Raw genomic sequence first — 12,745 nt, 5'->3', positions numbered from 1 at the left:
AGGATGACCCTCGTCAGCGAGCCGGCCCCCGGCGTCTGGGTCCTGCGCACCCCGCACAGCGCCTACGTGCTCACCGCCGGCGAGGACGGGCCGCTGTGCCGGCACTGGGGCGGCCCGGTCGACGACGAGTCCGCGCTCGCCCTGGCCGCGGTGCCGCTGGACGTGGCCCGCGGCAGCTGGGAGAGCCCGGTCGACGGCCGCGAGGAGTACCCCTCCGACGCCGGCCTGCGCTTCGCCGAGCCCGCCCTGGCGCTGCGCTTCCCCGACGGGACGAGGACCGTGCGCTGGGTCCTCGACGCCGCTGAGGTTTCCGAGGGGCATTTGCGGCTGCGGTACACCGAACAGACGCGCCCCCTGCGCCTCACCCTGCACTACCGGGTCACCGCCGGCCACGACCCGATCGAGCGCTGGGTCTCGTTGGACACCGACGTCCCCGTCGAGGTGCTGCGCGCCGACAGCGCCGTGTGGTGCCCGCCGCCGCTGGAGCGCTACCGGCTCAGCTCGCTGCACGGCCGGTGGGGCGCCGACAGCCGTCTCGAGCGGGCCGAGCTGCCCGCCGGCACGGTCCGCCTCGGCAGCCGCCGCACCACGACCAGCCCGATGCACAACCCGTGGATCGCCCTGGACGACGGCACCGCAACGGAAACGGCGGGCGAGGTGTGGACCGCCGCCCTGGCCTGGTCCGGCACGTGGCACATCGACGTGCAGCGCCTACCGGTGGGCCGGGTCGCGGTCAACGCCGGCGCCGCCCACGAGGAGCCAGTAGCGTCCCTGTCACCCGGCACGTCGTACGTCACCCCGGTCTCGTACGGCCTGTACAGCGCGGGCGGTTTCGGCGCCGCCAGCCGCGCCTGGCACGAGCACGTCCGCACCCGGGTTCTGCCGCACGGCGACGAGCTGCGCCCGGTGCTGTACAACTCGTGGGAGGCCACCGGTTTCCTGCTCGACGAGGCCAACCAGATGGCCCTGGCCGAGCGCGCCGCGGCGCTGGGCTGCGAGCTGTTCGTGATGGACGACGGCTGGTTCGGCGCCCGCGTCGCCGACAACGCCGGCCTGGGCGACTGGACGCCCAACCCGGCCCGCTTCCCCAACGGCCTCGGCCCGCTCATCGCGCGCGTCGGCGAGCTCGGCATGCGCTTCGGCATCTGGGTCGAGCCGGAGGCGGTCAACCCGGACAGCGACCTGTACCGCGCCCACCCCGACTGGGTGTACCACTCCCCCGGCTATCCCCGCCACGAGCTGCGCCATCAGCTGGCCCTGAACCTGGGCCGCCCGGAGGTCGCCGACTGGGTCCACGGCTGGCTCGACGCGCTGCTGACCGCCCACGACATCGCGTTCGTGAAGTGGGACATGAACCGCCCGGTCACCGACCCGGGCCCGCGCGGCGACCTGCTGTGGTCCACGGCCCATGCCCGCAACCTGTACGCGATCCTCGACCGCCTGCGCCGCGCCCATCCCACGGTCCGCTTCGAGTCGTGCGCCTCGGGCGGCGGCCGCGTCGACCTCGGCATCCTGGCCCGCACGGACCAGGTGTGGCCCAGCGACAACACCGACGCCGCCGACCGGCTGCTCATCCAGGAGGGTTTCGGCCAGCTGTACCCAGCCCGCGCCATGACGGCCTGGGTCACCGACGCCCCGAACTTCCTGACGGGCAACCGCCTGCCGCTGCGCTTCCGCTTCCACGTGGCGATGGCCGGCGTGCTCGGCATCGGCGGCGACCTGCCGGCCTGGTCGCTGTCCGACCAGGCCGAGGCGGCCGCGCTGATCGGGCAGTACAAGCGCATCCGCCCGATCGTCCAGCACGGCGCCCTGTACCGGCTGCGCTCGCCGGGCTCGTCCGCGGCCCCGGCGCTGGCCTACCTGTCGGCGGCCGGCGACGAGGCCGCGGTGTTCCAGTTCCTGTCCGGCCACCACTACGGCGAGCCGGCCCCGCCGGCCCGGCTGCCGTTCCTGCCGCCGGGCACGTGGGAGGACGCCGACACCGGCGCCCGCTACCCGCAGGCGTTCCTGGCCACGCACGGCCTGGACGCGGGCCTGTTCCGCAACCACGACAGCGCGGTCACCCACCTGCGCCGGGTCTAGCGCTGGGTCGGGGGTGCGGCGGCGGGCACCAGCCGGTCGTCGGCCGGGGGCTCGGACGGCGAACGGTCGGCGGGGGCGGCGTGGCCGTGGTCGAGCATCGTCTGTTCGTCGAACGGGGCGCGGCCCGACAGGACCTCGGCGCACCGCTCGCCGTCGAACTCGCCGGTCCACCGGCCGACCACGACCGTGGCGACCGCGTTGCCGGCGAAGTTCGTCAGGGCGCGGGCCTCGGACATGAACCGGTCGATGCCGACGATCAGGCCGACGCCGTCGACGAGTTCGGGGCGGTGCGCCTGCAGGCCGCCGGCGAGCGTGGACAGGCCGGCGCCGGTGACCCCGGCGGCGCCCTTCGAGGCGACGATCATGAAGAGCAGCAGCGAGATCTGCTGGGCCAGGCTCAGGGGGCTGCCCAGGGCGTCGGCGATGAACAGCGACGCCATCGTCAGGTAGATCGCGGTGCCGTCGAGGTTGAAGGAGTACCCGGCCGGGACCGTCAGGCCCACGACGGTGCGGGACACGCCGAGGTGCTCCATCTTCGCGACCAGGCGCGGCAACGCCGACTCCGACGACGAGGTGCCCAGGATCAGCAGGAACTCCCTGGCGAGGTACCGCAGCAGCAGGAAGATGTTGACCCCGGCCACGGTGCGCAGCACCGCACCGAGCACCACGAACACGAACACGGCGCAGGTGAGGTAGAAGCCGACCATGATCTGCAGCAGGCTCTCCAGGGCCTTCCAGCCGCCGGCGCCGACGACCGCGGCGATGGCGCCGAACGCGCCGATCGGGGCCAGCCACATGATCATCGCGAGGATGCGGAACACGAGGCGCTGCAGGTGTTCCACGCCCCGCAGGATCGCCTGGCCGGAGGGGCCGATGGCGTGCAGGGCAAACCCGACGAGCAGCGCGACCAGCAGCGTCTGCAGCACGGCGCCGGCCGTCAGCGACGAGAACAGGCTGGTCGGGATGATGCCGAGGAGGAAGTCGACGGTGGAGGCGGGCGCGCTCGCGGCCTGCTTGGCGCCGGCGGCCTTGGCGGCGTCGGTGAGGTGCAGGCCGGCGCCGGGGTGCAGGAGGTTGCCGATGACCAGGCCGATCACCAGCGCCACGGTGGACATGACCAGGAAGTAGCCGAGGGCGAGGCCGCCGACCTTGCCGACGCGGGCGGCCTTGCGCACCGAGCCGACGCCGAGCACGAGCGTGCAGAAGATGATCGGGCTGATCATCATCTTGATCAGGTTGACGAAGCCGGTGCCGAGCGGCTTGGCCTCCAGGGCGGCCTTGGGAGCGATCAGGCCGAAGGCCGCGCCGGCGACGACCGCCAGCACGACGGCGAGGTACAGGTAGGCGGTGCGATCGCGCCGCGGTGCGGGCGCGGTGGCGGCGGTTGACATGGACCGAGCATGGGAGTCGATGTGACCCCGGTCACGATTGCGTTCATTGCGTACACGTGACGACCCTGTCATCGACGTGTCAGCATCCCGTTACCTCTCAGTGCGCTTTTGCGGGCGCACGATCGGTAGTCCCGCCTTGCGGTGGGACGGTCCCGGGCTGACCCGCGGGGGCGGTGCCGGGTTCACGCTTCACGGCCACCTGCCCGCGTACGCGGGTCTTACAGTCAGCTCCACGTGCTGCCACCGGACCACTCCCGGCGGTTTCGAACTCGGCCGCGATGGCGGCGAGGTTGAGCGCGGCGTTGCGGTCGCGGTCGATGACCAGGCCACATGCCGCACAAGCGTAGGTGCGCTCGGACAGGGCTAGCTTGGTTTTCACCGCGCCGCAGCCCGAGCAGGTTTTCGATGACGGATACCAGCGGTCGGCGACGACCAGCCGACCACCGTTCCAACTGGTCTTGTACGCCAGTTGGCGGCGGATTTCGGCGAATCCGGCATCGGCGATATGCCGTGCCAGCCGACGGTTGCCGAGCATGCCGGCGACGTTGAGATCTTCCACGACAACCGTGCCGTGTTCGCGGGCCAGTCGGGTCGTGAGTTTGTGCAGGCCGTCACGACGCAGATTACCCACGCCGGCGTGGGCGCGGCCGAGCCGGGCAGCTGCGCGTTCCCACCGTTTCGACGGGCGGCGGCCGATATGCCGGTCCGGGCCGGTCTTACGCGACAGCGCCCGGCCCAGCGCACGCAGCCTGCCCCGCGCAGCGGCCAAGTGACGCGGGTTCGGTACGAGTTCGCCGGTGGACAGCACAGCGAGGCGTGTGATCCCGATGTCGACCCCCACCGTCGAGTCCGGCCGGGCCGCACGGCGCTCGCCTCGTTCGATCTCGACGGTGAACGCGACGTGCCACCGGCAGCCATCACGGCGCACCGTCGCCGACATTATCCGCGCCGTGCCCGCTTCCACTCGCCGTGCAAGTTTCCGTGCCGACTCATGCAGCTTCAACCGGCCCAGCCGGGGCAGCACCACATGCTTACGGTCCGGCTCCACCCGGATCGCGCCGGTGGTGAACCGAACGGATGGCGTCGACCGGCGGCGGGACTTGAACCGGGGGAACCCGACCGGACGGCCAGCCCGCATACCCGAGCGGGAGTCGCCCCAATTCTTCAACGCGCGGGCAAGCGCGTCCAGGCCGGTGTTGAACGCCTCCTTGGAACACTCGCGCCACCACGGGGCAACCTGCGACTTAGCGGCGTTCCACACCTTCCGTAGCGCGGGCAGCGACCACGAGACTGCCGGGGTGAGGTGTTCGTCCGGCACGCCGTAGGTGCGCTCAGCCGCCCGCTGGTCCATAACCGCCTTGACCCACGCCAGCGCCCAGTTATGTGCGACGCGGGCCGCCCCGGCGTGGGCGAGTAGCGCTCGCTGCTGCGCCGGGGTGAGGTCGAGGGCGAACCGGTACGCCTGAATCGTCTTCACACCGTGCTATCCCCGGTGGCGGGCAACTGCACGGCGGACACGGTTCACAGCGGCCCGACGGCCGTACAGGCGGACGCACGGCGACGTCAGGATCTCCGTCACGTCACGCACAAAGTCGTCGTCGACCTCGGCCGGATCGACCACCAGCAGCCTGCGGCTCTGCGCAGTTAACGCAGCCTCGACATACTCGGCCCCGAAGCGGACGAACCGGTCGCGGTGCTCGACTACGATCGTCGTCGCCGCCGGGTCGCGCAGCAGCGCGAGGAACTTCTTCCGGTGGCCGTCCAACGCCGATCCCACCTCGGTTACCACCCGGTCCACGGCCAGACGCTGTCCAGTGGCCCACACAGTGACCCGGGCGACCTGCCGGTCCAGGTCCGCCTTCTGGTCAACCGACGAGACGCGCGCGTACACCACGACCAGCCCAGCATCAGACCGCGCAGGCGTCAACGGTTCACCGACCACGATGAGCCGCCCAAGCCGATACGTCGGAACAGGCAGCGTCCCCGACTCGTACCGCCGCCGCGCGGTCGCATACGAGATACCGGTTGTCGCCGCCCACTCCTTCAACTTCACACTGCAATTACAGCCTGCTCCTGAGCGCTGTTGACTATCACACTGTGCCAACAGCTGCCAACCCCGCTTGCTGATGCCGCGGCACTGGAGCCTCGCCCGCCGGCTGCTCGCGCTGCAACTCACCATCATCACGGTGGTCGTGTCGGGCAGCCTGCTCGGCGCCTACGCGCAGGCCGACCGGGCGACGCTCAACGCCGCCTCGGTATCGCCGGCTATGGCGTGGCCCTCATCGCCATCACCGTGACCCGGTAGCACAACGCCAGCTCCGGGAAGCCGAAGGCGACGATCCGCCGGTTGCTCACCGGACATGCCTCCAGCCGTCGATGGCGACTGTCTCCGGCAGGAGCATGGCGACCAGGTCCCCGGTGGGCATCGGGTGCTCGCCGCCGAACAGCACGTCCGTGGGGCGGTTGGTGACGACGGAGGCGCCGCTCTGGGTCATGTCCGTCCACGGGGAGATCGGCACCAGGGCGGCGGCCTGGGGCACGGACTCGGCGCGGGCGCGCAGCATCAGCGACACCGCGAGGCCGCCGCCGGCCGAGTCGCCCACCACGGCGATGTGCCCGGGGCGGACGCCGTCGGCGAGCAGGGCCCGGTAGACGTCGGTGATCTCGTCGAGCTGGGTCGGGTACTGCCGCTCGGGGGTCAGCGAGTAGGCGGGCAGGACGGCGCGGGCGCCGGTGGCCTTGGCCAGGTGGGCGTAGAGCTTGCGGTGGGTGTAAACGGAGCCGCCGACGTACCCGCCGCCGTGCAGGCACAGCAGCACCCGGTCGCCGGCGGCTCCGGCCGGTGCGGCCCACAGCACCGGCACGCCGCCCAGTTCCCGTTCCAGGTAGTCGACGCCGCCGGGCTCGGCGGTGACGTCGCCCCAGTGGGCGTCGAGGTCGCGGCGCTGCTCCAGGGTGAGCTCGAGCCGGGACTGGGCGTTGGCGCGGCGGTAGTGGGCCTCGAGCGTGAAGATGTCGTCCATGCCCGTGTAGACCGGGCCGGGACGCGAAAGGAATCGGCGCTCAGGCCAGGTGGGACTTCACGTAGGCGAGGTTGTCGCGGGTGCGCTCCTCCAGCGGCAGCTTCGTCGAGAAGTCCTCGAGGGTGACCCAGCCGTCGTAGCCGTGCTCGCGCAGCGCGTGCAGGTAGGCGGCGACGTCGGCCTGGCCCTCGCGCAGCGTGGCCCAGTCGGGGCGCCAGGTCACGGTGCCGTCCGGCGCCGTCGACGACGGGTGCCAGGCGACGTTCTTGATGTGGACGTGCTGCAGGTACGGGCCGAGCAGCTGGAACGCCGCCCGGTGGTCCTCGTGGCCCTCGTAGATGAGGTTGCCGAGGTCGTGGATGACGCCGATCGTCGCCGGGTCCAGGCCGTCGATCAGGCGCAGGGCGGCCGACGCCGACGAGGTGATCGTCTCGTGGTGCAGCTCGACGAGGATCGACACGCCGAGGCGGGCGGCCTCGGCGGTGGCCCACTCGAGGTCCTTGCGGGCGCCGGCGAACAGGTCGCGGTAGTCGCCGGTCTTCAGCAGGGGCATCGTGACGCGGACGCGGCCGGCGCCGAGGGTGGCGGTGGCCGACAGCAGGCGGGCGACGTCGTCGCGTTCGAAGCTGCGGGCGTAGCCGCCGAGGCCGGAGTACGCCAGGCCGGCGCCGCGGGTGACGCGGTCGATCTCCGGGAGGCTGTCCTCGAGGCCGGTCAGCGGCCAGGTGGCGCGGTTGCCGGCCCAGAAGCCGGGCGGGTCGGCCGGGTCCTGGTCGGTGATGCGCCACTCGATGCCGTCCCAGCCCTGCGCGGCGAGGGTGGCCGCGGCCTCCTGCGGGGTCCAGTCGGGGGTCGAGGCGGTGAAGACGGAGAACTGCACGTGGCTCACTCCTGGGTGAAGACGGTGACGTTGTCGAATGCGCCGTCGAGGACCTGGCCGAAGTCGACCGGGCGGTGCAGCGACGCGGAGACGTAGACGGCGCGCACGAGCGCCAGGGCGAGCAGGCCGTCCTCGACGCGGACGCCGGGGCGGCGGCCGGTGTCGATCGCCTCGACGATGTCCTGGTACTGCCGCAGGTGCCCCAGCACGAACCCGTCGGGGGCCTTCGCCGAGCCGTACAGCTCCTCCTGCGGTACGACATCCGGGGCCTTGACCTCCGGCGTGGCCGCGCAGTGGAAGTATTCGAGCTGGTCGTCGTGCAGGACCGCGGAGCCCTCGGTGCCGTAGACGCCGAGGCGGACCGGCAGGCCGGGGCGGGCGCCGGTGGTGGCGTGCAGGACGGCGAGGGCGCCGCCGGCGAACCCGATGGTGGCCACGGCGAGGTCCTCGACCTCGATGCCCTCGTGGCAGACCAGGGCGGTGCGGGCGTAGACCTCCTCGGGCCGGCCGAGCAGCGCCAGCATCTGGTCGACGAGGTGGATGCCCTGGTTGGCCACGGCGCCGCCGCCGTCGAACGCCCACGTGCCGCGCCAGTCGGCGGAGTCGTAGTACGCCTGGTCGCGCCACCACGGCATCGACACCACGGCGGAGGTGATCCGCCCGAGGCGGCCCTCGCGGACGGCCGCCTGGACCGCGACCATCGCCGGGTCGAAGCGGTGCTGGGAGACGACGGCGCAGACCAGGCCGCGGGACTCGGCCTCGGCGGCGACCTTCGCGAACGCGCGGGCCTTCGCCAGGTCGGTGTCGAGAGGCTTCTCGACGAGCAGGTGCGCGCCGGCCCGCAGCGTCTGTTCGGCCGCCTCGACGTGCAGGCCACTCGGTGTACAGATGGCGACCAGGTCGATCTGGGCCCCGTCGATATGCCCTGCCGCGAGGGCCTCGCCCAGGGTGAGATGCACGGACGGATGCGGGTCGAGCTTCGCGGCGAGCGCCTCGGCGGCTTCGATCCGGGCGTCCACCAGCGCGGCCACGCGCAGCCGCGGGTGCCGGACGATCGCCTCGGCGTGGTTGGCGCCGATGATGCCGCTGCCGACGATCGCCACGTTGAGCTGGTTCATTTTACTCCTCCGGCCGTCAGGCCACCGACCAGGAACCGCTGGAATACGAGGTACAAGACCACCACCGGCAGCGCGCAGACCAGCGCGGAGGCCATCAGCTGCCCGTAGAGCGGGATGGCGCCGCCCTCCTGCGTCGCCCCGAACACCTGCAGCGCCACCGCGGCGGTGCGGGTGTCGGCGTTGGTGATGACGGAGGCGAACAGCACGTCGTTCCAGCCGAGCAGGAACGCGAAGATGCCGGAGACGATGAGGCCGGGCCAGCTGAGCGGGATCACGATCGAGCGCAGGATCCGCCACGACGACGCCCCGTCCAGCCGCGCCGCCTCGTCGAGCTCGTGCGGCAGGCCCCGCAGGTAGGTGACCATCACCCACGACGAGAACGGCAGCGCGAACGTCAGGTACGTGATGAACAGCGCCCACCGGGTGCCGATGACGTCGATGCCGAGCACCCGGGCCAGGTTGGCGAACAGCACGAACACCGGCAGCAGCATCAGGGTGCCGGGGATGCTCTGCAGCGCCAGCAGGGCCCGCAGGATCAGGCCGCGGCCGAAGAAGGAGAACCGGACCAGCACGTACGCCGTGGCCACCGACACCAGCGCCGAGACCACCGCGACGCTGCCGGCGACGACGACGCTGTTGAGCAGGCCGTCGCCGAGCTCCACGGTGTCCCAGATCCGCAGGTAGTTGCCGGGGTTGAAGCCGCTGGGGAAGAACTCGCCGCCGGCGACGCCGAGGTCGTCGTTGACGGACGCGAACAGCATGTACAGCACCGGGGTGAGCGCGAACACCAGCAGCACGGCGACGACCACGGCCTGCAGCCAGCGCGGCAGCAGCCGCTGCACGTCAGTCTTCATTGCGGTTCAGCCTCACCGCTCGCAGGTACACCGACAGCGGGATCGCGACCAGCACCAGCGACAGCACCGCCATCGCCGCGCTCAGCCCGAACTTGAAGTTCTGGAAACTCTCCACATACGTCAGCACCGGCAGCACCTCGACGTCGTGCGGGGCCGGGATGCCGAACAGCACGTACGGCAGGGTGAAGCTGTTGAGCGTGTGCAGGAACTCGATGATCATGCCCAGCCCGAGCGCGCCGCGCAGGTGCGGCAGGATGATGTGCCGCAGCTTCGACCACCAGCCCGCGCCGTCCAGCGCCGCGGCCTCGTGCACGTCGTCGGGGACGCCCTGCAGCCCGGACAGCGCCAGCAGGTACAGCAGCGGCCACGACGTCCACAGCTGCACCAGCACCAGGGCCCAGTAGCTGCGCGGCCCGTTGAGCCACAGGTACTGCTCGCCGAGCAGCCGGTTGGCGGGCCCGTCGACCTGCAGGATCGTGCGCCACACCGTCGCAACCACGAAGGCCGGCAGCACGTACGGCACCAGGAACACCGAGCGCACCAGCGCCCGGCCGGCGAAGCGCTGCTGGGTGGCCAGGGCGGCGGCCAGCCCCAGCGGCACCGCGGCGACCGTCACGATCACCGAGTAGCCGATGGTGACCCAGATCGCGTGCGGCAGCGCCGTCTCCTGCCACGCCTTCACGTAGTTGTCGAGGCCGACGTTCGGCGCGTCGGTCCACTGCCGCAGCGTGTACTGGTTGAGCTCCAGCGTCGAGACCAGCAGCGCGACGGCCAGCGGCAGGACGATGACGACGAGCAGCAGGACGCCACCCGGCGTCAGCATCCACAGTGGACGCTGACGCCGGCTGACGGTCCGGCGGGCCAGAGTTGTCACTTCGCCTCGTCGACGGCGGCCTGGGCGTCCTTCTGCGCCGCGGCCACCAGGGACTTGAGCTTGCCGTCGTCGACCTTGCCGGCCTTGAGGTCCGGCACCGACTGCACGACGACGTTGACCAGGGCCAGCTGCACCTTGCTCCAGCCGCCGTTGAACGGGGTGCCGGCCGAACGGCCCGCCGAGTCGACGATCGCCGCCAGCGCCGGGTCCGCCTGCAGCTCCTTGGCCGCGGCCGCGTTCGTCGGCAGGTCGCCGAACGTCTTGTAGTACGACTTCTGCTGCTCGGCGCTCGTGATGAGCTTGATGAACGCCAGGGCGAGGTCCTTGTTCTTGGTGTACTTCGCCACGACCAGGTTGTCGCCCGACAGGATGCTCGTCGCCGCGACGCCGCCCGAGGGCTTGCTGGTCTGCCCCGGCGGGATCGTCGGCATGACGGCGTACGCGTACTTGCCCGCCACCTGCGACTTGTCCAGCGTCACCTTGGAGGAGGCCGACACCATCGGCAGGAACGCCGCCTTGCCGGCGCCGAACTCCGCGATCGCCTGCGCGTTCTTCCAGCCCACCGCGGCCGGGTCGACGACCTTGTCGGACGCCAGCCAGCCAAGGTAGGTCTGGTAGGCCTTCAGCGTCACCGGGTCGTCCAGCGACGCCTTCTTGCCCGCCACGAGCGGGTTGCCGGCCTGCACGCTCATCGCCCAGATGAACTTCCACGGGTCGAACCCGTCGGCGTAGGCGACCGCCATGCCGTAGTTGCCGCCGGTGGTCAGCTTCTTCGCCTGCTCGCGCAGCCCGTCCCAGCTGTCCGCCGGCTTGTCGATCCCGGCCGCCTTGAGCAGCTCGGTGTTGTACGCCATGACGAACGGCCGGCTGGCGAACGGGATGCCGACCTGGTGCTGCGCGTCCGGGCCGGAGATGCCGAACGTCGCCGGCAGGAACTGGTCCTTGCCGCCGACCTTCTGCCAGTCCGCGTCCTGCAGCTCCACGAACGCGCCGGTCGCGTACGCGGTCGGGGTGAACGTGGTGCCCAGCGCGTAGATGTCCGGGCCCTGCCCCGACACGACCGACGTCTGGATCTTGGTGAGCTCGTCGTTGGCCGACGCGAACGTCTCGAACTTCACCTCGGCGCCGGTCTGCGCCTTGAACGCGTTGCTGATGTCGGTGAACCACTGCTTCTGCTGCTGCGGGTAGATCGTGTTCGCACCCATCAGCACGTTGAGCGTCTTGCCGGCGCCGTTGAGCCCGCCGCCGTCGCTGCTGCTGTCCTTCTTGTCGCCGCCGCAGCCGGCGAGCACGAGCGCCGCGGCCGCGCCGACGGCGATGATCTTCAATCGATTCATAGGGGTGTCCACTCCTCAGTGAGCGATGCGCCGCCCGGCTGTTTGGGGGTGTGGCGGGCGCATCGTTGCTGCTTGACCAGCGGATCGAGCGGACGCTATCAGCGCGGCAAAAGCCGTGGCAACCGTTTGCCATCTTTTGCCAAATCTGCTTGGCTGTCGACCATGCCCCGCGGTACCGCCGGAAAACGCCCGGTCACGATCAACGACATCGCCGCGGCCACCGGCGTCGCCGCCTCCACCGTCTCGCGCGCCCTCAACAACCCCGGGCGCGTCAACGCCGCCACCCGCGAACGCATCGAGGCCGCCGCTCGCGAGCTGCGCTACGTCCCCAGCAGCCCCGCCCGCGCCCTGTCCTCCGGCCGCACCCGCGCCATCGCCGTGCTCGTCTCCGACGTCACCAACCCGTTCTACTTCGGCGTCATCCGCGGCACCCAGATGCAGCTCAAGGCGGCCGGCTACGCCCAGCTGCTCATCGACACCGAAGACACCGGCGAGCTCGAGATCGAGATGCTGCACAAGATGCGCCGCTCCCTCGACGGCGCCATCCTCGCCGCCTCCCGCCTGCCCGACCGCGACCTCGCCGCCCTCGCCGGCGACATCCCGCTCGTCACCATCAACCGCAACGTCCGCGGCGTCCCCAGCGCCATCATCGACACCCCCGCCGGCATCGGCCAGGCCGCCGAGCACCTGCTCTCACTCGGCCACCGCAACATCGCCTACGTCTCCGGCCCCCAGCGCTCCTGGCCCAACGAGGCCCGCTGGCACGCCATGCGCGCCGTCGCCGCCCGCCACCGCCTCACGTTCACCCGCGTCGGCCCGTTCCCGTCCGGCCGCGGCTCCGGCCCCGCCGCCGCCGACGCCGTGCTCAACACCGGCGCCACCGCCTGCATCGTCTTCAACGACCTGCTCGCCATCGGCATCCTGCAACGGCTGCGCGAACGCCACATCCGCGTCCCCGAGGACATCAGCGTCGTCGGCTGCGACGACATCTTCGGCGCCGACTTCTGCCACCCGCCGCTGACCACGCTCACCGCGCCGATCGAGCAGGCCGGGCGGGTCGCCGTGTCCATGCTGCTGTCCCGCCTCGACCGCACCGCCGCGCCCGCCCCCACCACCCGCGAACAGGTGATGCTCCCGGTCCACCTCACCGTCCGCGGCTCGACCGGCCCGGTCCCGGCGCGCTGAA

General features: G+C 71.5%; 12 protein-coding genes. 3 read left to right on the top strand and 9 right to left on the bottom strand.

Annotated features, from left to right (window positions below; genetic code table 11):
* The first annotated feature begins 3 nt into the window (after positions 1–3).
* The gene (locus tag ACQEVU_RS13755) at positions 4–2,082 is read left to right on the top strand and encodes an alpha-galactosidase (protein ID WP_433323319.1); all 2,079 of its coding nucleotides are present in this window, start codon (positions 4–6) and stop codon (positions 2,080–2,082) included.
* Here ACQEVU_RS13755 and ACQEVU_RS13750 read toward each other — a convergent pair.
* The 3 genes from ACQEVU_RS13750 to ACQEVU_RS13740 form a co-directional block, all read right to left on the bottom strand.
* Positions 2,079–3,473 carry a cation:dicarboxylate symporter family transporter gene (locus ACQEVU_RS13750; RefSeq protein WP_433323317.1) on the bottom strand — a complete coding sequence of 465 codons (1,395 nt, stop codon included), beginning with the start codon at positions 3,471–3,473 and terminating at the stop codon, positions 2,079–2,081. The genes ACQEVU_RS13755 and ACQEVU_RS13750 overlap by 4 nt on opposite strands.
* Positions 3,474–3,570: 97 nt before the next feature.
* Entirely contained in the window at positions 3,571–4,950 is a 1,380-nt protein-coding gene (gene tnpB, locus ACQEVU_RS13745; RefSeq protein ID WP_433323315.1) for an IS607 family element RNA-guided endonuclease TnpB, read from the bottom strand.
* 6 nt (positions 4,951–4,956) lie between these two features.
* Positions 4,957–5,526 carry an IS607 family transposase gene (locus ACQEVU_RS13740; RefSeq protein ID WP_433323313.1) on the bottom strand — a complete coding sequence of 190 codons (570 nt, stop codon included), beginning with the start codon at positions 5,524–5,526 and terminating at the stop codon, positions 4,957–4,959.
* A 73-nt stretch (positions 5,527–5,599) separates the two neighbouring features.
* On the opposite strand from ACQEVU_RS13740, the gene ACQEVU_RS13735 reads away from it, so the two are divergent.
* Positions 5,600–5,770, top strand: a complete 171-nt coding sequence (locus tag ACQEVU_RS13735) for a hypothetical protein (RefSeq protein WP_433323311.1) — start codon at positions 5,600–5,602, stop codon at positions 5,768–5,770.
* A 54-nt stretch (positions 5,771–5,824) separates the two neighbouring features.
* Here ACQEVU_RS13735 and ACQEVU_RS13730 read toward each other — a convergent pair whose 3' ends face one another.
* Genes ACQEVU_RS13730 through ACQEVU_RS13705 form a run of 6 tightly spaced genes read right to left on the bottom strand, consistent with a single transcriptional unit; the run spans position 5,825 to position 11,559 of the window.
* A complete protein-coding gene (locus ACQEVU_RS13730; RefSeq protein WP_433323309.1) occupies positions 5,825–6,496 on the bottom strand; it encodes an alpha/beta hydrolase in 672 nt (223 codons plus the stop codon).
* Positions 6,497–6,536: 40 nt separating this feature from the next.
* The gene (locus ACQEVU_RS13725) at positions 6,537–7,376 is read right to left on the bottom strand and encodes a sugar phosphate isomerase/epimerase family protein (RefSeq protein ID WP_433323307.1); all 840 of its coding nucleotides are present in this window, start codon (positions 7,374–7,376) and stop codon (positions 6,537–6,539) included.
* A 5-nt stretch (positions 7,377–7,381) separates the two neighbouring features.
* Positions 7,382–8,494: a Gfo/Idh/MocA family protein gene (locus ACQEVU_RS13720; protein ID WP_433323305.1), complete on the bottom strand. Its 1,113-nt coding sequence runs from the start codon at positions 8,492–8,494 to the stop codon at positions 7,382–7,384.
* The gene (locus tag ACQEVU_RS13715; RefSeq protein WP_433323303.1) at positions 8,491–9,348 is read right to left on the bottom strand and encodes a carbohydrate ABC transporter permease; all 858 of its coding nucleotides are present in this window, start codon (positions 9,346–9,348) and stop codon (positions 8,491–8,493) included. Before ACQEVU_RS13715 ends, ACQEVU_RS13720 begins: the two co-directional genes overlap by 4 nt.
* Positions 9,338–10,222 (bottom strand): carbohydrate ABC transporter permease, encoded by an 885-nt coding sequence (locus ACQEVU_RS13710; RefSeq protein WP_433323300.1) that lies wholly within the window; start codon positions 10,220–10,222, stop codon positions 9,338–9,340. The genes ACQEVU_RS13715 and ACQEVU_RS13710 overlap by 11 nt, the downstream gene beginning before the upstream one ends.
* The gene (locus ACQEVU_RS13705; RefSeq protein ID WP_433323298.1) at positions 10,219–11,559 is read right to left on the bottom strand and encodes an ABC transporter substrate-binding protein; all 1,341 of its coding nucleotides are present in this window, start codon (positions 11,557–11,559) and stop codon (positions 10,219–10,221) included. Before ACQEVU_RS13705 ends, ACQEVU_RS13710 begins: the two co-directional genes overlap by 4 nt.
* Before the next feature lie 162 nt (positions 11,560–11,721).
* On the opposite strand from ACQEVU_RS13705, the gene ACQEVU_RS13700 reads away from it, so the two are divergent.
* A complete protein-coding gene (locus tag ACQEVU_RS13700; protein ID WP_433323296.1) occupies positions 11,722–12,744 on the top strand; it encodes a LacI family DNA-binding transcriptional regulator in 1,023 nt (340 codons plus the stop codon).
* Position 12,745: the final 1 nt, after the last annotated feature.

The organism is Dactylosporangium sp. CA-139066, assembly GCF_050936175.1.
Lineage (GTDB): Bacteria > Actinomycetota > Actinomycetes > Mycobacteriales > Micromonosporaceae > Dactylosporangium.
This window is presented reverse-complemented; position numbering and strand designations above follow the sequence as displayed.